This is a genomic window from Mesorhizobium koreense (assembly GCF_031656215.1).
Classification (GTDB): Bacteria; Pseudomonadota; Alphaproteobacteria; order Rhizobiales; family Rhizobiaceae; genus Mesorhizobium_L; species Mesorhizobium_L koreense.
Genome location: NZ_CP134228.1, coordinates 2505543 through 2526595, shown reverse-complemented (window position 1 = coordinate 2526595; position 21053 = coordinate 2505543). Strand labels below are relative to the sequence as shown.

At 63.6% G+C, this 21053-nt stretch carries 21 protein-coding genes; 5 read left to right on the top strand and 16 right to left on the bottom strand.

Annotated elements, in window-relative coordinates; all coding sequences use genetic code 11:
* Positions 1–100 precede the first annotated feature (100 nt).
* The 3 genes from RBH77_RS11980 to RBH77_RS11970 form a co-directional block, all read right to left on the bottom strand.
* Positions 101–436 (bottom strand): hypothetical protein, encoded by a 336-nt coding sequence (locus RBH77_RS11980; RefSeq protein ID WP_311027821.1) that lies wholly within the window; start codon positions 434–436, stop codon positions 101–103.
* 137 nt (positions 437–573) lie between these two features.
* Complete coding sequence (locus RBH77_RS11975) at positions 574–1200, bottom strand: DapH/DapD/GlmU-related protein (protein ID WP_311027820.1); 627 nt, start codon at positions 1198–1200, stop codon at positions 574–576.
* 62 nt (positions 1201–1262) lie between these two features.
* On the bottom strand, positions 1263–1748 hold the full coding sequence (locus RBH77_RS11970; protein ID WP_311027819.1) for a CreA family protein: 486 nt from the start codon (positions 1746–1748) through the stop codon (positions 1263–1265).
* Between the two features lie 81 nt (positions 1749–1829).
* Between RBH77_RS11970 and RBH77_RS11965 the strand changes: the two genes are divergently transcribed.
* From RBH77_RS11965 to RBH77_RS11955, 3 genes are read left to right on the top strand one after another with little or no spacing between them, the layout of a single operon-like run.
* Positions 1830–2072: a hypothetical protein gene (locus tag RBH77_RS11965; protein ID WP_311027818.1), complete on the top strand. Its 243-nt coding sequence runs from the start codon at positions 1830–1832 to the stop codon at positions 2070–2072.
* Between the two features lie 36 nt (positions 2073–2108).
* Positions 2109–2687: an SCO family protein gene (locus RBH77_RS11960; RefSeq protein ID WP_311027817.1), complete on the top strand. Its 579-nt coding sequence runs from the start codon at positions 2109–2111 to the stop codon at positions 2685–2687.
* Positions 2688–2712: 25 nt separating this feature from the next.
* Positions 2713–3591, top strand: a complete 879-nt coding sequence (locus RBH77_RS11955; protein WP_311027816.1) for a 50S ribosomal protein L11 methyltransferase — start codon at positions 2713–2715, stop codon at positions 3589–3591.
* A 57-nt stretch (positions 3592–3648) separates the two neighbouring features.
* On the opposite strand, the gene RBH77_RS11950 is transcribed toward RBH77_RS11955, so the two are convergent.
* Entirely contained in the window at positions 3649–3801 is a 153-nt protein-coding gene (locus tag RBH77_RS11950; RefSeq protein WP_311027815.1) for a hypothetical protein, read from the bottom strand.
* A gap of 191 nt (positions 3802–3992) precedes the next feature.
* Between RBH77_RS11950 and RBH77_RS11945 the strand changes: the two genes are divergently transcribed.
* Complete coding sequence (locus tag RBH77_RS11945; RefSeq protein WP_311027814.1) at positions 3993–5822, top strand: aminopeptidase P family protein; 1830 nt, start codon at positions 3993–3995, stop codon at positions 5820–5822.
* Between the two features lie 6 nt (positions 5823–5828).
* On the opposite strand, the gene RBH77_RS11940 is transcribed toward RBH77_RS11945, so the two are convergent.
* The 12 genes from RBH77_RS11940 to RBH77_RS11885 form a co-directional block, all read right to left on the bottom strand.
* Positions 5829–6128, bottom strand: coding sequence for an AzlD family protein (locus RBH77_RS11940; protein ID WP_311027813.1), 300 nt, complete (start codon positions 6126–6128; stop codon positions 5829–5831).
* On the bottom strand, positions 6125–6862 hold the full coding sequence (locus tag RBH77_RS11935) for an AzlC family ABC transporter permease (RefSeq protein ID WP_311027812.1): 738 nt from the start codon (positions 6860–6862) through the stop codon (positions 6125–6127). Before RBH77_RS11935 ends, RBH77_RS11940 begins: the two co-directional genes overlap by 4 nt.
* 111 nt (positions 6863–6973) lie before the next feature.
* Positions 6974–7672: a DUF2461 domain-containing protein gene (locus tag RBH77_RS11930; protein ID WP_311027811.1), complete on the bottom strand. Its 699-nt coding sequence runs from the start codon at positions 7670–7672 to the stop codon at positions 6974–6976.
* The gene (gene ligA, locus RBH77_RS11925; RefSeq protein WP_311032397.1) at positions 7672–9900 is read right to left on the bottom strand and encodes an NAD-dependent DNA ligase LigA; all 2229 of its coding nucleotides are present in this window, start codon (positions 9898–9900) and stop codon (positions 7672–7674) included. Before ligA ends, RBH77_RS11930 begins: the two co-directional genes overlap by 1 nt.
* Before the next feature lie 168 nt (positions 9901–10068).
* Positions 10069–11742: a DNA repair protein RecN gene (gene recN / locus RBH77_RS11920; RefSeq protein ID WP_311032396.1), complete on the bottom strand. Its 1674-nt coding sequence runs from the start codon at positions 11740–11742 to the stop codon at positions 10069–10071.
* Between the two features lie 11 nt (positions 11743–11753).
* Complete coding sequence (locus RBH77_RS11915) at positions 11754–12545, bottom strand: outer membrane protein assembly factor BamD (protein WP_371832876.1); 792 nt, start codon at positions 12543–12545, stop codon at positions 11754–11756.
* Between the two features lie 218 nt (positions 12546–12763).
* Positions 12764–13714 (bottom strand): UDP-3-O-acyl-N-acetylglucosamine deacetylase, encoded by a 951-nt coding sequence (gene lpxC / locus RBH77_RS11910; RefSeq protein ID WP_311032394.1) that lies wholly within the window; start codon positions 13712–13714, stop codon positions 12764–12766.
* 279 nt (positions 13715–13993) lie between these two features.
* Complete coding sequence (ftsZ, locus tag RBH77_RS11905; protein ID WP_311032393.1) at positions 13994–15676, bottom strand: cell division protein FtsZ; 1683 nt, start codon at positions 15674–15676, stop codon at positions 13994–13996.
* A 70-nt stretch (positions 15677–15746) separates the two neighbouring features.
* Complete coding sequence (ftsA, locus tag RBH77_RS11900) at positions 15747–17057, bottom strand: cell division protein FtsA (protein ID WP_311032392.1); 1311 nt, start codon at positions 17055–17057, stop codon at positions 15747–15749.
* On the bottom strand, positions 17054–17962 hold the full coding sequence (locus RBH77_RS11895; protein WP_311032391.1) for a cell division protein FtsQ/DivIB: 909 nt from the start codon (positions 17960–17962) through the stop codon (positions 17054–17056). The genes ftsA and RBH77_RS11895 overlap by 4 nt, the downstream gene beginning before the upstream one ends.
* Positions 17950–18876 (bottom strand): D-alanine--D-alanine ligase, encoded by a 927-nt coding sequence (locus tag RBH77_RS11890; protein WP_311032390.1) that lies wholly within the window; start codon positions 18874–18876, stop codon positions 17950–17952. Before RBH77_RS11890 ends, RBH77_RS11895 begins: the two co-directional genes overlap by 13 nt.
* 311 nt (positions 18877–19187) lie before the next feature.
* Positions 19188–20102, bottom strand: coding sequence for an AraC family transcriptional regulator (locus RBH77_RS11885; protein ID WP_311032389.1), 915 nt, complete (start codon positions 20100–20102; stop codon positions 19188–19190).
* 164 nt (positions 20103–20266) lie between these two features.
* Between RBH77_RS11885 and RBH77_RS11880 the strand changes: the two genes are divergently transcribed.
* Entirely contained in the window at positions 20267–21031 is a 765-nt protein-coding gene (locus RBH77_RS11880; RefSeq protein WP_311032388.1) for an SDR family NAD(P)-dependent oxidoreductase, read from the top strand.
* Positions 21032–21053 lie beyond the last annotated feature (22 nt).

Here is a 21053-nt window from a genome sequence, read left to right as displayed (position 1 = left end):
GGCAGGGGGAAACGATCCCCCTGCCCCGTTCACGATTGCCGGACGCAGCAGCACGCCAGACTAGTTCGCTTGCGCGCGACCTGCCCTGCCCCGGCGTCTTTCAGCAGCGATGACAGCGATGGCCGCGGTCGCGGCTACCCCTGGAATTGCCGCTGAGGATACCGACACCGATCCCGCTCAGGATACCGTTGCCGGACAGGATACGGTTCCCCGACAAGATGCCGGAGAGACGGTTGCCGCTCAGGATGCCCGATCCGTTGAGGACCGAGATGCCATTGAGCAAGTTGACGTCGCCCAGCCCGACGGCCGGCGAGATATTCACCAGCCCGCTCGAATAGCTGTGGCCATGGCTGGAACCGCCCCAGCCGCCCGCTTGCGCGGACATAACCGGGAAAGAAACAGCGGCGACGGCAAATGCAATGATGAGCTTTTTCATCATAGTCTCCCTTGTGCTCACAGTGCTTCTTCCGCCTCAGGCAGTACCTCCAGGCGCAAGGGAAACATTATTACGGGATAATATGCAACGGTAAGTTTAGTATTTCATTCAGTACAACCGTTTTCTTTTCTTTAACCTTAATCGCTCCACTTTTCGATAAATTCTTCTATTTCAAGTTTCTGCAGGTCGGGAATGGCTTCGAAAAGCCTGTCCATTGGCCAATCCCACCAAGCCATTTCGGCGAGGCGCGCGGCCACACCCTCCGGAAAACGCGGGCGGATCAGCACAGCCGGCGCGCCGGCGACGATCGCGTAGGCCGGCACATCGCGGGAGACCACGGCGTTGGCCCCGATCACCGCGCCGTCCCCGATTGTGACGCCGGGCAGGACCACGGCGCCGTGCCCGATCCAGACATCGTGGCCGACCATGACCCGCTTTTGCCGGCGCCGCTCGCGGAATTCCTGGTCGACGCCCAGATATCGGAAATACTCGTTTGGCCGGTAGCTCACCTTATGCGTCGTTGGCCGCTCCAGCGGATGCTCGAGCGCGTTGACGCGCGTATTCGCGGCGATCGAGCAGAATTTGCCGATTTCCGTATAGATCGCCTCGGCGTGGCGCTCGAAATAGCTGAAATCGCCGACCGTCACCTCGCGCAATACGGTCCGCTCGCCGACCGCTGCATAGCGGCCGATCCGGCAGTTCTTCAATTCCGCCGTCGGATGGATACGCGGCTCGGGCGGCAGGAAGCGGAGGTCATCGGTCATGCCCGGCCTTTACGCCGCGCCGCAAGGACCAGCAAGGACCAGCAAGGACACAGGTATCGGCCCTACTGCTTCTTGTCCTTGGCCCAGTTCACCTGCTGGCCATAGAGCGGAACCGTCGAGATCGCCATTTTCGACGATCCGTTCTGCACCTGCCTGGAATGCGACAGGTAGATCAGCGTGTTGTTTTCCTTGTCGTAGATGCGGTTCACGACCTGCTTTTTCCAGATCAGGCTGATGCCCTGCTTGAAGACCTCCTCGCCACCCTTGCCCAAGTCGATGTCGCCGATGGTGATCGGGCCGGTCTGGTTGCAGGAAATGGCTGTGTTGGACGGATCCTCGAACCAGTTGCCCTTGTGCAGCCGGTCGACGATGCTTCGATCGAAATAGGCGACATGGCAGACGACGCCCTCCACCTTGGGATCCTTGATGGCCTCGACGACGATGTCGTTGCCGATCCAGTCGACTCCGACTTTGCCGACCTCCTGCGCCGTCGCGGGAACAGCCGCCAGAAATGACAGCGCAGCGGCAATGAACAGGAATCTTTTCATTTTCGCTCCTCAAATGCGCCCTTGGTCTCACCGTTCCGGCGCTGAGCACAATTGGGAAGAGAGCATGGCGGTTGCAAGAAGTTGACGGACGAAACCGTGCGCGTCGCCTTGCGGCATCGCGGCCCCTTTCCGGAACCGGTCCGACAGGACTATATATCGGCAATGAAGAACCGTATGGCCTTGTCCTCGCCCCGCCTTGCCGGAATGCTTCTTGCATTCGCGGCCTTCGCGGCAGTGTCGGGCTTCGCCTTCGCCATGTGGATGCGGCACGGGACGAAAATATTCCTCGCCATGGCGGAATCCGGCCTGTCCTGGTGTTTCTGAACGCCTGCGGGTCGTGGAATCGGAGCTTTTCCTGAAATGATGCGCGCAATCCTTGTCGGCATTCTCGTCCTGATGGCGGCGAGCGTCGGCTGGCTGACTTTCGACTGGTACCGCCAGCAGAACTCCGGCGAAGCCTACGGCGCGCCCTTCGCCCTTGTCGACAGTCACGACAAGCCGATCACCGAGGCTGCCTTCCGGGGACAGCCTTCGGTCCTCTTTTTCGGCTTCACCCATTGTCCGGAAGTCTGTCCGACCACGCTTTTCGAACTCGACGGCTGGCTGAAGGAACTCGGCCCGGAGGCGAAGGACATAAAGGCGTATTTCATCACCATCGACCCGGAGCGCGACACGCCAGAGGTCATGGATAATTTTCTCAGCAATTTCTCCAGCCGCATCACCGGCATTTCCGGCCCGCCGGACAAGGTGTGGGCGATGGCCAAGGCCTTCAACATCTATTTCCGCAAGGTGGAGACGGATGGCGGCGACTATACGATGGACCACACCGCTTCGGTCATCCTGCTCGACCGGAAGGGCGATTTCGCCGGCACCATCGCCTATGGCGAAAGCGCCAAGGCCGCGCTTGCCAAGCTGAAAAGGCTGGAGGCTGGCGCGTGAGGGAGCGTCTGGCGCGCCATCGCCTATGAGCCAGATCAAATACTCTTTCATCGCTTCCGGGCCGATGGCGCGGCAGGCCTACGCAATGCTGGAAGCGGCGTTCGAGGATGATGCCTGTCCGCTCGGTGTGGCCGAGGTGGACGAGGCCGCCGACCTCCACGAAGTCTCGCTCTACGCGGATAGCGACGACACCGACACAACGGAAGGGCGCATGCACGCTCTGCTCGACGGCCTTATCGGCCCGACCACCATACAGCGCGAGGTCCTGCCCGAGATCGACTGGGTCGCACACTCGCTTGAGGGGCTGAAGCCGGTGCGCGCCGCGCGCTTCTTCGTCCATGGCCGGCATGACCGCGACGAGCGCCGTCCCAACGACATCCCGATCGAGATCGAGGCGGGGCAGGCTTTCGGCACCGGCCACCACGGCACTACGGCGGGATGCCTCAAAATGATCGCCCGCGTGGCGGAGCGGGAAAAGCCGAAAAACGCGCTGGACCTCGGCACCGGATCGGCCGTGCTCGCGATCGGGCTCGCCAAACTCGCCCATATCCCGGTGCTCGCCACCGATATCGACCCGGTCGCGGTTCGCGTGGCGGAGGGGAATGTAAGCCTGAACGGAACATGCTCGCTGGTCGAAACCCGCGTCGCAACAGGTTTCCAGCATCCCGTTTTCGCTCAAAAAGGACCGTTCGACCTGATCGTCGCCAACATACTGGCAAGGCCGCTGATGCGGTTGGCGCCCGAGATGGCGCGGCATCTGGCACCGAACGGCTCGCTGATCCTCTCCGGCATCCTCGACCGTCAGCGCCGCGCGGTGCTGGCCGCCTATTCGAACCAGCGTTTCCGCCACATCGCCACCCTTCATCGCGAAGGCTGGGTCACGCTTCATCTGAAGCGCCAGTGAAACAAAAAAGGCGGCCCGGGAGGACCGCCTTTTTCGAGCTTCCGGGTTGCTTTGCCCTTAGAGATAAAAGCGCCCGCCTCGCTTATGCTTCAGCGCCGCATTCGCTTTCAATGCGTCATTGACATAGCGCTCGGCCTCGGCGGTACGCGCCGCGACGATCGCGTCGAAGGCACTGCGGAAGAAGCCGCGTCCTGCAGATTTCGTTGCCATTTCACGCTCCCATGGTTCGGTGCTTTGCTTCCATCGCAGGTAAGATGCGCCGACCTGTTCAGCTACGATCCTCTGTGCATTGCACCTATTCCCTTTTGCACGTGCGAGGGACGCAACTCCGCCTCGCATGTTGCAACCGCTGGCCGGCCCGACTACCGTCCGCGGCAGACGAGACCAACCGAAGCGTTCCCATGTTCCAGTCCTTCGATGTGAAATCCGACCCTTCTCAGGGCCCCGATCGTATCGCGCGACTGCGCGAATGGCTCGAAAAGGAAGGGCTCGATGGCTTCCTCGTACCGAGAGCGGACGAGCATCAGGGCGAATATGTCGCGGCGTCGTCAGAGCGGCTAGCATGGCTTACAGGCTTCACCGGTTCGGCCGGAGCCGCGCTGATCCTGAAAGGCAAGGCTCTTCTCTTCGTCGACGGGCGTTACACGCTGCAAGCGCGCCACCAGACCGACCCTTCCACCTTTTCCATCGAAAGCCTGATCGATAGTCCACCGGATAAATGGCTTGCTGCCAACCTCGCCAAAGGTGGCCGCATCGGCTTCGATCCGTGGCTGCACACCATCTCGGAAGCGGAGAAACTGCGCGCAGCGACCACCGAGCATAAGGGCGAACTTGTCGCGGTCGACAAGAATCCGATCGACGCGCTCTGGTCGGATCGGCCTGCACTGCCGCTGGAGCCGGTGGACCTTCAACCCGAGGAATATGCGGGCAGGCTGGCGAAGGAGAAACTCGCCGACATGGCGGAGGCGATCGCCAAGGGCGGCGCCACCCATGCCGTCCTCACCGACCCGTCCTCGCTTGCGTGGGCCTTCAACATCCGCGGGCATGACGTGCCGCATACGCCGCTCGCGCTCGGCTTCGCCATCATCGCCGCGGATGGCCGGCACGAGCTCTTTCTCGATGAGCGAAAGCTTTCCATCAAGGCAAAAGCCTATCTGACTCAACTGGCGGACTTTTTCGCACCGGACACGCTGGAAGGAGAAATGGTTCGACTGGCGAAGTCCGGCGCTTCGGTCGGGCTCGATCCGGCACTTGCAGCCGAAAAACTGCGTCTTCTGGTCGAGGAAAACGGCGGCAAGGTGGTGCACCTTCCTGATCCGGCGCGCCTCCCTCGCGCCGTCAAGAACGCGACCGAGATAGCCGGCACCCGTGCCGCGCATCGCCGCGACGGGGCGGCTGTCTCGAAATTCCTCGCCTGGCTTGACCGGCAGCGACCGGGCTCGATCGATGAAATCGCCGCCGCGCAAAGCCTCGAAGATTTCCGCAGGAAAACCGGCGAGGAGCTTCAGATGCCGCTCCGCGACATATCCTTCGATACGATCTCCGGCGCGGGGCCAAACGGCGCCATCATCCATTACCGCGTGACGACGAAGACGAGCCGGAAGCTCGGGGCCAACGAGCTTTATCTGGTCGATTCCGGCGCGCAGTACCAGGACGGAACCACCGACATCACGCGCACCGTCGCCATCGGCAAGCCGACCGGGGAAATGCGCGAGCGCGCGACGCTGGTGCTGAAGGGCATGATCGGCATTTCCATGCTGCGCTTCCCTTCCAGTACGCGCGGCGCCGACATCGACGCAGTGGCACGCATGGCGCTGTGGAAGGCCGGGCTAGACTATCAGCACGGCACCGGCCACGGCGTCGGCTCCTATCTTTCAGTGCACGAAGGACCGCAACGCATCGCCAAGTCGGGCACGGAAAAGCTGCTGGCCGGCATGATCCTGTCGAACGAGCCGGGCTACTACAAGGAAGGCGCCTACGGCATCCGCATGGAGAATTTGATCCTTGTCTCCGAGGCCGAAGAGGTGAAAGGCGGCGAGACCGCTATGCACGGTTTCGAGACGCTGACGCTCGCGCCCTTCGACCGGAGGCTGGTAAAGCCGGAACTGCTGACGGCGGATGAACTCGACTGGCTCAACGCCTACCACGCCCGCGTACTTGCGGAAATCGGGCCGCTGGTCGATGGCGAGACGCTGAAATGGCTGGAAGCCGCGACCACGCCGATCGCCTGACCTCGTTCACCCCATGAATTGCCTGAACACGATCAGCACGATCGCGCCGGCGAGGAACATGGCGAGCAGCCCCCGCTTCGATGCGACCAGTCCGGCGACTGCGATCGCGATCCATTCGGCGGAGCCGGCGGTGTAAACCACGTCGGGCGCCACCAACGTCGTCAGCACGGCGGCGGGAACCGCATCGAGCGCGGCCTCGAGCCTCGGCGGAATGCGCTCGAAACGCGAAAGCGCCATATGGCCGCCGATGCGGGTGAAATAGGTCAGCACCGCGCCGGCAAGTATAACCCATACCGTCGTGCTCACGGCTCGCTCCGCTCGGCGGTTTCGGCAAGGCCGCTCTCCGTCATCGCGGTCGGCGGAAGGAGCGCCGCCAGAGCGATCCCGGCGATCGCCCCGAGCGAAACATGCCATGGGGAACCGACAAATCGGTAGGCGAGGACCGAAGCCACGGCGCTGACGGCAACCACGGGCAGCCAGTTGGGCCGCTTGCGGAAACCCATGACAAGACCGAGGAAGTAAATCGGCAGCAGGAAGTCGACGCCGAGTGCCTCGGGGTTGCTGACAAGCCGTCCGAAGGTGGCGCCAAGCGCGGATTCGATCACCCATGCGAGATAGATCGGTAGGCCGAGCCCCATATACCAGCCGAACCCGAGCTTCCCCGTTTGCTCGATATCGCGTTCCGCTTCGGCATATTGCGGATCGGTCAGCAAGAAGAAGCCGGCCGCCTTCTGCCACAGGCTCCAGTGCCGGATATGTCGGCCGATGGCCGCGGAATAGAGCACGTGACGGAAATTCACGGCGAAGATGGAAAAGACGATGAGCGCCGGCGCGATCTTCTGGCCGAACAGTTCGATGCCCACCATCTGGCTGGCGCCGCCGAAAACTGTGAGACTCATCAGCGTGGTCTCCAGGACCGAGAGCCCGTTGTCGACCGCGAGCGCGCCGAACAGCAGCCCGAAGGGAAACACCGCCACAATGACGGGAACGCTCGCGCGCACCCCGCGCCAGAATTCGCTTCCCGCGTTCTCGCTAGTCATTTTCGTCTCCGGAAAGCGCGGCAAACTAGAGGCAGGAGAAGCGCCTGTCACGCCAATTGTTCTGATGAGAAAGTGAAAGGAAATTGAGGGGATAACGAGTTCGGCCCGACACTAGATCTTACCTCTCCCCACCCTCCCCTCGATCTTCCTGCCCCAGTCGAGTACCGGCCTGGCGCGAAGCGTGAAATCGATGATCTCGTCGGCCAGTCCCGGCCCGTGGATGCTGGCCGGGTCGATCCTGTGGCGCACGACGAAATGGCGGTTGCGGATCGCCGTCGCAAGCTCAGGGTCCGCGACATGCTCGAAGCCGCGCGGCATGCGCTTCAGCGCGCCCTCGCCGTCAAGTGCAAGGCTGCTCTTCTTCAAGGCGGCAACCATGGAGCGGAATTCCGCCGGCTTCTCCGCAATCGCCTTGCGCATCGCCGCGAGCAATTCCGGCTTCGGCTGCCACCACGCGACCGCCGCACGGCAGCCGTCGATGCCGAAATAGATGAAGAGCACGCCTTCTTCCATCTTGGTGCCGTCGGGCGACAGGATGGCCGAGACATGCTGGTTGTAGGGCCGCTTGTCCTTGGAGAAACGCACATCGCGATTGATACGGAAAAGCGATCTTTTCCGGTCGCCTCTGAGCCCGAGGCCTGCGGCGTCCAGCCGCTCCGTCAGCACCTCCACGAGATCGCCAAGCGGCTCGCGCAACTCGCTCTCGTAAAGCGCACGGTTCTCATGGAACCATTCCCGGCTCTGGTGGAAATCGAGCGCCTTGAGGAAGGGGATGGCTTTCTCGCCGAACCCTTTGAAAGCGGCAGCCATCAGACGGAACCCCTGACCCGCTCCAGCCAGGCATCCTCGTCGATCACCTCGATGCCGAGTTCGGTCGCCGTCTTGAGCTTGGAGCCGGCGCCTGGCCCGGCGACCACCAGATCGGTCTTGGCGGAGACGGAGCCGGCAACCTTGGCACCCAGCCGCTCGGCCATGGCCTTGGCTTCGGAGCGTGTCATCTTCTCCAGCGATCCGGTGAAGACGACCGTCTTGCCGGCGACCTCGCTGTCAGCGGAAACGTTGACGACATAGGGCTTTGGATGGACGTGCTCGAGCAAATCGTCCAGCACCTTGTCATTGCGTTCATTGCCGAAGAAGTCGATCAGCGCGCCGATCACCGTGTCGCCGATGCCGTTGATGGACGGGAAGACGGTGTGCGGGTCTTCCGCCGCCGCGGTCTCCTTGCCGACGCGGATGAATTCCTCGATCGTCGAGAATGTCCTCGCCAAGAGCGCGGCCGTGGTGTCGCCGACATGCCGGATGCCGAGCGCGAAGATGAAGCGGTCGAGTTCCGGCTTGCGCCGCGCGTCGATGGCAGCAAACAGCTTATCCAGCCCCTCGAAATTGCGCTGGTCGACGCTGCGGACGTTTTTCCGCTCTTTCCCCGATACAGCCTCGCGTTGCCGCGCCTGCTCCTCGCGCCGTTTTGCCAGTGCCTCCTGCGCCTCGACGCGTTTGTCTTTCAGCGTGAAGATGTCGTCAGCCGTGTCGATCAGGCCGGCATTGAAGAAAAGATCGATATTTTCGGCTCCCATTCCCTCGATATCCATCGCGCCGCGCGACACGAAGTGGCGCAGCCGCTCCACGGCTTGAGCGGAGCAGATCAATTCGCCCGTGCAGCGCCGGCGCGAATCCTCCTTGCCCGTCTTTTCGTTGACCTCGCGCGTCGCCGGCGAGCCGCAGACCGGGCAGACATGCGGGAAGTCGTATGGCATGGCGTCCTGCGGGCGCTTGTCGATGACGACGTCCACGATCTGCGGGATGACGTCCCCCGCCCTCTGGATCACCACCGTGTCGCCGACGCGGATGTCGCGGCCCTCTCGGATCGGCTGACCGTTGGAATCGAACCCCTTGATATAGTCCTCGTTGTGGAGGGTGACATTCTCCACCACAACGCCGCCCACTGTGACCGGGGCAAGCCGTGCCACGGGCGCGAGCGTGCCGGTGCGGCCGACCTGGATATCGATCCGGATGACCGTCGTGGTCGCCTGCTCGGCCGGGAATTTATGGGCGATGGCCCAGCGTGGCTCGCCGGTCACGAAACCCCACCGGCGTTGAAGCTCGAGCTGGTCGACCTTGTAGACGACACCGTCGATATCGTAGCCGAGCGAAGAGCGCTTCTCCTCGATCAGACGGTATTGGGCGATCAGTTCGTCGACCGATTTGGCCCGCACCATCAGCGGATTGACCTGGAAACCCCATTCGGCGAATTTCCACACCGCCTCGTACTGGGTCGGCGCCGGATCCGCGGTGGTATAGCCCCAGGCATAGGCGAAGAATTTGAGATTGCGGCTGGCAGTGACGGCCGGATCCTTCTGGCGCAGCGAACCCGCCGCCGTGTTGCGCGGATTGACGTAGTCCTGGCCGCCGGCGGCCGTCGAGCGCTCCTTCAGCGCCTCGAACTCGACATAGGTCATATAGACTTCGCCGCGGATCTCGATCACCTCCGGCCAGCCCGAACCCTTCAGCCGGTGCGGGATATCGGCGATCGTCCTGAGATTGGCGGTGATGTCCTCGCCGACGGTGCCGTCGCCGCGCGTCGCGCCCTGCACGAAGACGCCGTTCTCGTAGCGCAGTGACGCCGACAGGCCATCGATCTTGGGCTCGGCGGTGAAAGCGATGTCAAAATCCTTGTCGCGCTCGAAGAAGCGCTTCGCACGTTCGAGGAAATCGACCACGTCCTGGTCAGTGTAGGCCTTGGCGAGGCTCAGCATCGGCACGGCGTGGCGCACCTTGGCGAACCCTTCGGCGAGCGGCGCACCGACCGATCCTGTCGGGCTGTCGGCACGCTTCAGGTCGGGATAGCGCTGCTCGATGGCGAGGTTTCGGCGGCGCAGTGCATCGTATTCCGCATCCGATATGACCGGCGCGTCCTCGGTATGGTAGCGCTCGTCGTGGAAGGCGATCTCGTTCGCCAGCCGCTCCAGTTCGGCGGCCGCTTCGGCTTCCGTCAGCGTCTCTACCGGCTTCTCCGGCGTGTTATCGGGCTTGGGCGTCACGCAATCACCCTTTCGGCAAGGCTTCTCATACGGGCAGCGCGCGGGCGCACTGTGGATGAAATAACGGAGGCACGGAATGCATGCCATCCAAATCAGGAAGTCAATTCAGGTTCCTGCCAGTTCCAGACGAAAAACCGAACGTGGATCCTGTCCACGGCCCGCTTTCGATCAGGCACCGGCGCCGTTCTCCCTCAACAGCCTTCCCGCCGCGGCGCGCGCTTCGTCGGTCACGGTCGCTCCGGCGAGCATACGGGCGATCTCCTCCTTGCGGGCGCCATCCTCGAGGCTGGATACAGCGGTAGAGACACGGTTGGCATTGCCCGCCTTGGTGATGAGGTAGTGCGAACCGGCCCGCGCCGCGACCTGCGGTGCATGCGTCACCGACAGCACCTGCACGCGCTCGGCGAGCCGCGCCAGCCTCTGGCCGATCGCATCGGCGACCGCGCCGCCGACGGCCGTGTCGATCTCGTCGAAGACGAGCGTGGGCGCGGAGCCCCGGTCGGCGAGCGCCACTTTCAGCGCCAGCAGGAAGCGCGAGAGTTCGCCGCCGGAGGCTACCTTCATCATCGGCCCTGGGCGCGTGCCCGGATTGGTACGCACCCAGAACTCGACGCGGTCGATACCCGTCTCCGTCCGGTTCTCCGCCTCGCTGTCGATCTCCACGATGAACTCGGCGCGTTCGAGCTTCAACGCCGGCAGTTCCGCCATCACGGCGCGCGCCAGGGCCTCCGCCGAGGAGCGGCGCTCATCGGAAAGCCGGATAGCTTCCTTGTCGTAGAGCTCGCGGCTCGCGGTGTTTTCCTTCTCCAGCGCTCTAAGCTTCTCCTCGCCGGCATCGAGATCGGCAAGGTCGGCGAACATGGCGTCCCTGAGCTTCGCCAGATCGTCCACCGCGACATTGTGCTTGCGGGCGACAGCCCGCAGCGCGAACAGTCGCTCCTCGGCGCGCTCGAGCGCCTGCGGGTCGAACTCGGCGGCGCGCATCGCCTCGTCCACGGCGGACTGCGCCGCGTCCAGCGAAACCAGCGCCTGGTCGAGCGCCGCGACGATCGCGTCGAGCAGGCCCGGATTCTGGTCGGCCTTGCGTTGCAGGCGTCTGAGCAGGCTCGAAAGCTGCGGCGTCGGCGAATTCGCCCCCGACAGGACTTCGCCGGCATCCTGTATGTCGCCAGCGGTCTTTTCCGCCCGCATCATCGCCGCGCGTCTTTCGGCGAGCTCGCTTTCCTCGCCGGGCTGCGGATCGAGCCCGGAAAGCTCGTCGACCGATGCACGCAGGAAATCGGCTTCCCGCGCCGCGGCCTCCACCTTGGCGCGGTGGCGGGCGAGCGCCTGTTCGGCACCGCGCCAGCGCTGAAAGGCTTCGCGCACCGCCGAAACCTGCTCCGAATGCAGGCCGAAGGCGTCGAGAAGATCGCGGTGCGCATCCGCATCGACCAGCGCGCGCTCGTCATGCTGGCCGTGGATTTCCACGAGCGCATGGCCGATATCGCGCATCAGGCCGACACTCGCCGGCTGGTCGTTGACGAAGACGCGGGTGCGCCCGTCGGCGGTCTGAACACGCCTGAGGATGATATCGCCGTCGTCCTCGATGGCGTTGTCGCGCAGGATTTGCCGGGCGGGATGGGCGCGGGAAACGTCGAAAACAGCCGTCACCTGCCCCTGCGCCGCGCCATGCCGCACAAGTGAGGCGTCGCCGCGCGCACCGAGCGCGAGCGACAGCGAATCGAGCAGGATGGACTTGCCGGCCCCCGTCTCGCCGGTCAGCACCGAAAGGCCGGCGGCGAAATCAACGTCCAGACGCTCGATCAGGACAATATCGCGGATCGACAGTCTGGCGAGCATGGTATGGGGTGCTACCCCCCGATGACGGTATGGAAGGCCTTGGATATCCAGGAACTCTTGTTCTCGGACGGCGACAGGCCGCCCGACTGCAGGAGCGCGTAGGAATCCTTGTACCACTTGCTGTCCGGATAGTTTCGGCCGAGCACCGCCGCCGCCGTCTGCGCTTCCGACGCGATGCCCATCGCGTAATAGGCTTCGGTCAGCCTCGCCAGCGCCTCTTCGATCTGGTTGGTGTTGGAATAATTCTCGACCACGGCACGGAAACGCTTAATCGCAGCCAGATAATCGCGACGCTCCAGATAGTAGCGGCCGACCTGCATCTCCTTGCCGGCAAGCTGGTCGCGGGCAAAGCGTATCTTGGTCTTGGCGTCCTCGACATAAGGCGAGTCGGGATAGGTCTCGATCACCTTGTTCATCGCGTCGATGGTCTGGCGCGATTCCTTCTGGTCCTGCGTCACGTCCCGGATCTGGCGGAAGTAGCTGAGCCCGATGATATACTGCGCGTAGGCCGCGTCGTCGGTGGAGGGGTAGAGCTCCATGTAGCGCTGCGCGGTGGTGATGGCCTCGTCATACTTGCCCATCCGGTACTTCGCGAAGGCGCCCATGACCTCGGCCTTGCGCGAATACTCCGAATAGGGATGTTCCTTGTCGATAGCGTCGAACTTGGCGGCCGCCTCCTTGAGACGCCCGGCGTTCAGGTTGGCGAGGCCTTCATTGTAGAGCTGGTCGGCCGGATCGGTCGGGGCGACGAAATTCGCGAGCGCCAGCTTGTCCTTGTCGTTCTGGCAACCGCCAAGAACCATCGGCAGAGCCGCGAGCGACATTGCAAGCAACGCCAGCCGAAGCCGGCCGGTTGGAGCGGCACTTGTGATCAACACCATAGTCGTTCCAGAATCCTTCGGCGCAACATCGGGCTCTCAAGCGCCGTCATAAACCATAACGACACCGCTCCGGCAACGCTATCCCCGCGCATTCGCGCATTTTTGTGGCAGATAACGGATAGCGGCGGCGACAGCCCGGCTCAGATCGCCCAGGGAGCGAAGACCGGAGCGCTGACGGCAACGATCTCAGCCGAACGGCCGCGCTCGCGGCGCGTCGTCTCGACGATTTCGAATGCCGAACGGTCCGACAACAGCCGCCTAAGCGCCGCGGCGTTCAACCTGTGGCCGCCGCGATAGGAGCGGAAGCAGCCGATGAAGCGCGCCCCGGCCAGCGCCAGGTCGCCCATCGCGTCGAGCATCTTGTGCCGCACGAACTCGTCTGGATAGCGCAGGCCTTCCATATTGATAATACGACCGTCCTCGCCGATCACCACTGAATTCTCGAGCGACGCGCCGAGCGCGAAGCCGGCCGCCCAGAGCCGCTCGACATCCTTCATGAAGCCGAATGTCCGCGCCCGGGAAACGTCGCGACGGAACCGGTCCGCGTTGAGATCGAGGCCGAGATACTGCCGACCGATGGCCGCGCTCTCGAAGTCGATATCGATCTCGAAGCGGGTCCCGTCATGCGGCCTGAACTCGGCCCACGACGCGCCGTTCTCGATGCGCACCGGCTTCAATATGCGGATATAGCGCCGCTTCACTGCCTGCCGAACGATCCCCGCCTGATCGAACGCCTCGACCAGGAGGGCCGCACTACCATCGAGGATCGGCGCCTCCACCCCGTCGATCTCGACAACGACATTGTCGACACCAAGTCCGAAAAGCGACGCCATCACATGCTCGACGGTGGCGACATGCAGCCCGGCGGGATCGCCAAGCACCGTGCGAAGTTCGGTGCCGCCAACTTCGGACACCAGCGCACGGATTTCCCTGTGGCTGCCGTCGGCATCGCCGCAGTGAAAAACGATGCCGGTGTCGGCATCGGCAGGATGGAAATGGATGGAAACCGGCTTGCCGCTATGGACGCCTATCCCCGACAGGCTCGCATGCGACTTCAGCGTCGATTGGTATTCGTGCAGTTCGATGCCCATGGCCCGCACCAGCTAAGCTCGTTGCCCTGTCCGCGTTGTCGCGGAGATCTTTAGCTTTCGCCGGACGGAAAACCCCACATTCCCCTCGAAACCGACGCTTATTGCCGGCGAAGATAAATATGCGTGGGTGATACTCCAAATCACGGTTTCTTACTCCGTGTTACGCCATCACAAGGGAGAGGATTTCCTCCCAACCATCTGATTTTCATAGTTTTTCATAAAGACGGGCGGGAGTCGAGACTCCCGCCCGTCACGTTTTATCATCAATTGTAAGGATCGTCAGTTTGCCTGCCGGCGAAGGAAGGCGGGAATCTCGAGCTGATCGTCCTCATGAGTCGCATGCGTCTGCGGCACCAGCCTGCCATGCTCGTCGATCTGGCCGCGGCGCGGCGCATAGACGGCGGGATCCTGGCTGGCGAGGCGGCGTGCCTCCGGCACCGGCTGGCGAAGTTTCGGCTCGCGCGGTTGTGCCGGCTGCAGCCTGGCAGGCTCCTCTTCGCGCCGCGACAGACCGTGGGTAAGCCGCTTCAGGAGGCCCATCGGCCCGCGCTCGTCGTGGTCCACCGAAGCCGGCGACTGCCGCGCCTCAAGCTCCGCCCGCACGGCAGGCGGGAAGTCTTCGACACGCGGCATGCGCGGCGCGACGGCGGCAACATGCTGCGGCGCGCGCTCGTCGTGGTCGACGTGCGCCGCCGGCTGCTGCACCGGCGCCGCCGGCTGTGCCATCCGCGGCTGTTCGGCGGCGGGCGCCGGGAAGATGCGGCTCTGCGGGCGGAAGTCATCTTCAACATGCTGACGGGCGGCCTGCTGTCTCGGCACACCGGCTTCGGCAAGCCGGATCGCTTCGGCAACCGGATCTTCCGCGCGCGCGGGTTCGTGCGCCCTTTGCTGTTCCGGCGCGTGCGCGGCAACGGGTCGGCCTTCGCTGATCGTGGCCTGCTGCGCCGGTTTGGGCATCTGGCGGATCACGGCGGGAGCCGGCGAAATCTCGCTCGCCAGCTTGTCGATGCCGGTGGCGACCACCGAGACGCGGATGACGCCTTCGAGTTCTTCGTCGAAGGTCGCGCCGAGGATGATGTTGGCGTCCTGGTCCACTTCCTCGCGGATGCGGGTCGCCGCCTCGTCCACCTCGAACAGCGTGAGGTCGCGACCGCCCGTGATGGAGATCAGGAGGCCCTTCGCGCCCTTCATCGAGGACTCGTCGAGCAGCGGGTTGGCGATCGCGGCTTCAGCGGCAGCCATCGCCCTGCCCTCGCCCGACGCCTCGCCGGTGCCCATCATCGCCTTGCCCATCTCACGCATGACCGAGCGCACGTCGGCGAAGTCGAGATTGATGAGGCCTTCCTTGACCATCAGATCGGTGATGCAGGCGACACCCGAATAGAGCACCTGGTCCGCCATGGCGAAGGCATCGGCGAAGGTTGTCTTGTCGTTGGCGATGCGGAAAAGGTTCTGGTTGGGAATGACGATGAGGGTGTCAACGCATTTCTGCAGTTCCTCGATGCCGAGATCGGCGGTCTTCATCCGGCGCTGCCCCTCGAAATGGAAGGGCTTTGTCACCACGCCGACGGTGAGGATGCCTTTCTCGCGCGCCGCCCGCGCCACGACCGGCGCGGCGCCCGTGCCGGTGCCACCGCCCATGCCGGCGGTCACGAAGCACATATGCGTATTGGAGAGGTGATCGACGATTTCATCGATACACTCTTCCGCCGCCGCGCGGCCGACTTCCGGCTGCGAGCCGGCGCCGAGACCTTCCGTGACATGCGCGCCAAGCTGGATCAGCCGCTCGGCCTTGGTCATGGTCAGCGCCTGCGCGTCGGTATTCGCCACGACGAACTCCACTCCGCGAAGCCCCGCCGTGATCATGTTGTTGACGGCATTGCCGCCTCCGCCACCGACACCGAAGACGGTGATGTGTGGCTTGAGCTCAGTGATATCCGGCTTCTGCAGATTGATCGTCATGTCCTCGTCCTTTTTTCCCTTTGTCTGCCGCATCGCCGCTGCGGCCGCCTTTGGGGCTATCCCCGTGTTACTAGAAACTATCCCTCAACCACTGACTCATCCGGGAGAGCCGCCCGCCCGTGCCGGTCATGCGCTGGCTGAACGCCCGCGCCGTGAAGCGGCCTTCGAAACCCGCGACCTGCGGGTAGATCATCAGCCCGACCACCGCCGCGAAGGCCGGCCCCTTGGCCGCCTCCGGTAAGCCTGCAACGCCGAGCGGTCGACCGATACGCACGCTGCGGCCAAGGATGCGCCGTGCCGCCTCCGGCAGGCCGACAAGCTGGCTGGCACCCCCGGTCAGCACGACGCGTTTGCCGACATTGTTGCCGTAGCCGGACTGGTTGAGGCGGTCGCGGATCATCTCCAGCGTCTCGTCGATGCGCGCCCGGATGATCCTGGTCATTGCCGCCCTCGGCACCTGCAAGGCCGCTTCCGCCTCGTCGGCGGCTATCGGCTGCACCGTGAGGATATCGCGGTCGTCATTGCTGGCCGGCAGGGCCGAACCGTGCATGACCTTCAGCCGCTCGGCATCGTCGAGCCTGGTCGACAATCCCTTCGCCAGATCCAGCGTCACATGGTTGCCGCCGATCGCGATCGCGTCGGCATGGACGAACTTGCCCTCCGAAAAGACGGCGAGCGTTGTCGTGCCGCCGCCCATGTCGATGCAGGCCGCACCCATCTCCGCTTCGTCGTCCACCAGCGCCGACAGGCCGCTGGCATAGGGCGTGGCCACCATCCGTTCAACCGAGAGGTGACAGCGGTTCACGGCAAGCTCGAGATTGCGCAGCGGCGCCGCGACGCCGGAAAGCACATGCATGTCGACGCCAAGCACGTCGCCGATCATGCCGCGTGGATCGCGAACGCCGCGCTCGTCGTCCAATGAGAAGGCGACTGGCAGCGAGTGCACCACCTGGCGGTCGCCGGAAAGCGCCTGCCTGGCGCCGGCGGCGAGCACGCGCTTGATGTCGCTCTGGTCGACCTCGTGGCCGCCGAGGTTGATCCTGGCCGAGAAGGTCTCACTCTTGAGGCGCCCGGCGGAAAGATTGACGATCAGCGATTCGATAGTGAGGCCGGCCATCCGCTCGGCCGCGTCCACCGCCAGCCGGATCGCCTGTTCCGCACGGTCGAGATCGACTACGACGCCGGATTTGACGCCGCGCGAGCGCTGATGCCCAATACCGATGATGCGCATGCGATGCGTACGCCCCGGCAGCCGCTGGCTCTCCTCGCACGGCTTCAGCTTGGCGATGATGCAGCAGATCTTGCTCGAGCCGATATCGAGCACGGTCACGATGCCCGAACGATGGGCCGCCATGTCATTTTGTCCGCCGAGCAAGTTCATACGTCACGCCCCGACTTCTTGGCCTGCTTGGCCCGCTCCTTCACCGCCGCCGCGCGCGCTTCCGCAGCCTCCGGCGTCAACTGCACGAAGAGGCGGTTTTCCAGCCGCATGTCGACGGCGAGGATGTCGCGCGAAAGCAGGCTATGTTCCTGGTCAAGACGCGCCAGATCGGCGATCGCCTGATCCTCGTCCGTTTCGGGAAGCTTCACCGTCACGCCATTGTCGAAAGTGATGTCCCAACGGCGTCCGCCGACGCGCACATAGCCCTTCACCCTGCCGGCGAGATTGGGAAACCGGTCGATCTTGGCGACGATCCCAGCCGCGCCTGTCGCGGCCCCGATGCCAACCACCAGCGGCAGCGACGCGAACTTGCCGCCCGAAAACGGCGCGATGACCCCGCCATCCTTCTGGATAAGAGTGAGTTCGCTGCCGTGCTGCCAGATGGCGTAGGGCGTCTTTTCCTTGATGGCGATCTCGACGGTGCCCGGATAGATCTTGTGGACCGAAGCAGCCTCGACCCAGGGCAGCGCCAGAACCTTCTCGCGCGCAGCCTCGGCGCTGAACCCGATCTGCGATGTCCAGCCGTCGAGCCCCAGCGCACCGAGCACGTCGATCTCGGAGGTCTGGCGGTTGCCGACGATATGGACATTGTCGATGGCGAAGCCGGTGCGCGATGTCACGGCCTGGACGACGGCCGGCCACTGCCCGCCGATATAGGCGCCATAGGCCCCGGTCGCAGCAAAGAGAAAGGCCGAGGCGATCGTGGCCGAGAGGCGCGGAAAGGTCACATCGCCGCGGAACAGGCGTCCGGCAAAGCGCGCCGGCCCGCGCATGAAGCGCGGCAGGACCTGCGGGCCGGCAATCGCACCGGCGCGGCCGCCTATCACCGACATCAACGCAGACACGAAGCGTCCTCCACCATCCAACTCAATAGCTCGCCGAAATCGTGTCCTGCCTGAGCGGCGATCTCAGGCACCAGTGATGTCGGCGTCATGCCCGGTTGGGTGTTGATTTCCAGCCAGATGAGCTCGCCATTTTCGGAGTGGCGGTCGTCGTACCGGAAATCGGAGCGGGAAACGCCCCGGCACCCGATTGCTTGATGTGCCTTGAGCGACAGTGTCTGTATCTTTTGGTAAATATTCGGTGAAATTTTTGCAGGGCATTCGTGTTTTGATCCGCCGGCGACATATTTCGAATCGTAGTCGTAGAAGGAATGACCGACCGGAATGATCTCGGTGACGCCGAGCGCGACGTCGCCCATCACCGCGCAAGTCAGCTCCCTTCCATGGACGAAACGCTCGACCATGACGGCGTCGCCGTACAGCCATTCCGACGAGCCGAGGATCTGCGGCGGATGCGATTGGTCTTCGCCGACGATCACCACACCGAAGCTCGACCCCTCGTTGACAGGCTTGGCCACATAGGGCGGCTTCATCGGATGCTCGCATCCGATCGCGAAGCGGTTGACCACTTTCGATTCCGCGACGGGGATGCCGACCGAGCGCGCTACCCGCTTGGCCTGCTCCTTGTGCATGGCAAGCGCCGAGGCCAGAACGCCAGAGTGCGTGTAGGGGATTTCGAGGTATTCCAGCACACCCTGGATGGTACCGTCCTCGCCGAACGGCCCGTGCAGGGCATTGAAAGCCACGTTCGGCTTAAGTTTGCCGAGCACCGATGCGACGTCCCGGGAAACGTCGACGCGCGTGACACGATAACCGGCATTCTCGAGCGCATCGGCACAGGAATTGCCGGAAGAAAGGCTCACGGGCCGTTCGGAGGAAAATCCCCCCATCAATACGGCAACGTGCTTCTTCGACATCCCCTCGTCTTCCCCTCGGGCCTATCGGCCTTTTCTGTTCGCGCGGGGCCGCACGAAAACCTTCCGGTCTTCGACGAAAACCGCGATCCGACTGCCGCCTCCTACCGAATTGAATCCGAGTCTTCCGGCGGCTTGCCCCCAGACGGAAACGCGACCAACGCGCTAAACGACTCAAATCAGGAAACGCTCTCAACCCAAAGAATCAGAGAGTTGATTCCGTGGCAAGGGGCGATGATTCGCGCGGATTCACTTTTTTGAAAAAAATTGCAAGACGCGCCTATTCGGCGACAGGTCGGCAGCCGTTCTTGCCCCTATTCGGCAGCGTGCAGAGCGGCTTCGCCCTTGTCCACATGGTCGGCCTTGTCGCGGCGCGGCGGCAGGCCGAACTGGCGCGCATATTCGCGGCTGAACTGGGTCGGGCTTTCGTAGCCTACCGCGAACGCCGCGCTGGAGACGGAAGTGTCGCCCGCAAGGATTAGGCGCCGGGCCTCCATCAGCCTCAGGCGCTTCTGGTATTGCAGCGGCGTCGTGCCAGTGACCGACCTGAAATGATCATGGAAGGCCGACGCGCTCATGCCGGCGCCGCGGGCAAGTTCTGTTATTCGAAGCGGCTCGTTGTAGTCGCGTCGGATACGGACCGTCGCCCGGGCAATCCGCGCCGCCTGGCTATCGGTCCGTGTCAAGGCCCGCAGCATGGCGCCATGGCGTGCCGAAAGCAGCCAGTAATGGATTTCACGCACGATCAAGGGCGCCAGGATCGGCGCCGACTGCGGCTTTTCCGTCAGGTCGAAGAGCCTTCTCGTCGCATCGAGGATGGCCTCGTCCACATCTCCAGCCTCGATGGCGGCCGCAATTTCGCGTGCCGCGGGCAGTTCGCCGATTTCGGCCGCCAGTTCCCGCAGCAATCCCATGTCGAGTTCCAGTGCAAGGGCGACATAAGGTCTGGCGGTGCTCGCGCTCACGACACGTGCGAGCGTCGGCAATTCCATGCTGATGATGACGGACTGCCCCTCGGCGAATGTAACGGCGCGATCGCCGATCAGAGCCTGCTTGGCACCCTGCAACACAAGGCAGAAGACGGGCTGGTAGAGCACCGGCTTGAGGGCGCCGGGTGAGCGCTGCCGCATCACGCTCAGCCCGCCGACGCCGGTTTCGAGCGGCAGTTCGCCGGCACCATTCCGGTCGGCGAAGTCGAGAACACGCCGGGCAATGGCTTCAGCATCCATTTCGTCGCTCCGCAGGATCCGGCACGAATCTAGGCGTGAAAAGGCCAAGCTGCAATCCGATGACCGATTCATTCTGGAGGATCAGGCAACTCGCTCGGACGATATGGCAAGCGCTTTTCAACTCCCCGCCCTATTTCCCGACCATCGAACGAAGGAGACCGAAGATGACAACGGAAAACAGGATCGCACTTGTCACGGGCGGCAGCCGCGGCCTTGGCCGCAACACGGCGATCCATCTGGCCCGCAAGGGCGTGGACGTGGTGATCACCTACCATTCGCGTGAGGACGAAGCGGCGATGGTCGTCACGGAGATCGAGGCAATGGGCCGCCGCGCGGCGGCTTTACGGCTCGATACCGGAAAGACATCCGGATTCAATGAATTCACAGGCGCATTGAAAGCAGTACTCAGGGAGAAATGGCAGCGCGAGGATTTCGATTTCCTGGTCAACAACGCCGGCATCGGCATCAACAAGCCCTTCGCCGAGGTGACGGAAGCAGATTTCGACACGCTCATGAATATTCAGCTGAAGGGCGTGTTCTTCCTCACGCAGACGCTCCTGCCGGTGATCCGGGACGGCGGCCGCATCGTGAACCTTTCCTCCGGATTGGCTCGTTTTGCTCTCCCGGGATACAGCGCCTATGCGACGATGAAGGGCGGCGTGGAGGTCCTGACACGTTATCTCGCCAAGGAACTCGGCCCGCGCGGGATCACGGTGAACGTGGTGGCGCCCGGTGCGATAGAGACGGATTTCGGCGGCGGTCAGGTTCGCGACAATCCCGAGATAAACCGCTTCATCGCCTCGCAGACTGCGTTGGGGCGCGTCGGCCTGCCCGACGATGTCGGCGGCGCGATCTCGAGCCTGCTCGTCGGAGAGAACGGGTGGGTCACCGCTCAGCGTATCGAAATCTCGGGCGGCCAGATGCTATGATCGCCGCTGGTCGCTAGATCGT

Excerpts from the sequence above, each read along its gene's own strand:
- recN (WP_311032396.1), bottom strand. The coding sequence starts at position 11,742 with ATGCTCGCCAGACTGTCGATCCGCGATATTGTCCTGATCGAGCGTCTG.
- lpxC (WP_311032394.1), bottom strand. The coding sequence starts at position 13,714 with ATGGGCATCGAACTGCACGAATACCAATCGACGCTGAAGTCGCATGCG.
- RBH77_RS11950 (WP_311027815.1), bottom strand. The coding sequence starts at position 3,801 with ATGGCAACGAAATCTGCAGGACGCGGCTTCTTCCGCAGTGCCTTCGAC.
- RBH77_RS11890 (WP_311032390.1), bottom strand. The coding sequence starts at position 18,876 with ATGTCGAAGAAGCACGTTGCCGTATTGATGGGGGGATTTTCCTCCGAA.
- RBH77_RS11980 (WP_311027821.1), bottom strand. The coding sequence starts at position 436 with ATGAAAAAGCTCATCATTGCATTTGCCGTCGCCGCTGTTTCTTTCCCG.
- RBH77_RS11955 (WP_311027816.1), top strand. The coding sequence starts at position 2,713 with ATGAGCCAGATCAAATACTCTTTCATCGCTTCCGGGCCGATGGCGCGG.
- RBH77_RS11935 (WP_311027812.1), bottom strand. The coding sequence starts at position 6,862 with ATGACTAGCGAGAACGCGGGAAGCGAATTCTGGCGCGGGGTGCGCGCG.
- ftsZ (WP_311032393.1), bottom strand. The coding sequence starts at position 15,676 with ATGACGATCAATCTGCAGAAGCCGGATATCACTGAGCTCAAGCCACAC.
- ftsA (WP_311032392.1), bottom strand. The coding sequence starts at position 17,057 with ATGAACTTGCTCGGCGGACAAAATGACATGGCGGCCCATCGTTCGGGC.
- RBH77_RS11945 (WP_311027814.1), top strand. The coding sequence starts at position 3,993 with ATGTTCCAGTCCTTCGATGTGAAATCCGACCCTTCTCAGGGCCCCGAT.
- RBH77_RS11930 (WP_311027811.1), bottom strand. The coding sequence starts at position 7,672 with ATGGCTGCCGCTTTCAAAGGGTTCGGCGAGAAAGCCATCCCCTTCCTC.
- RBH77_RS11885 (WP_311032389.1), bottom strand. The coding sequence starts at position 20,102 with ATGGATGCTGAAGCCATTGCCCGGCGTGTTCTCGACTTCGCCGACCGG.
- RBH77_RS11880 (WP_311032388.1), top strand. The coding sequence starts at position 20,267 with ATGACAACGGAAAACAGGATCGCACTTGTCACGGGCGGCAGCCGCGGC.
- RBH77_RS11915 (WP_371832876.1), bottom strand. The coding sequence starts at position 12,545 with ATGGTTCTTGGCGGTTGCCAGAACGACAAGGACAAGCTGGCGCTCGCG.
- RBH77_RS11970 (WP_311027819.1), bottom strand. The coding sequence starts at position 1,748 with ATGAAAAGATTCCTGTTCATTGCCGCTGCGCTGTCATTTCTGGCGGCT.
- RBH77_RS11975 (WP_311027820.1), bottom strand. The coding sequence starts at position 1,200 with ATGACCGATGACCTCCGCTTCCTGCCGCCCGAGCCGCGTATCCATCCG.
- RBH77_RS11960 (WP_311027817.1), top strand. The coding sequence starts at position 2,109 with ATGATGCGCGCAATCCTTGTCGGCATTCTCGTCCTGATGGCGGCGAGC.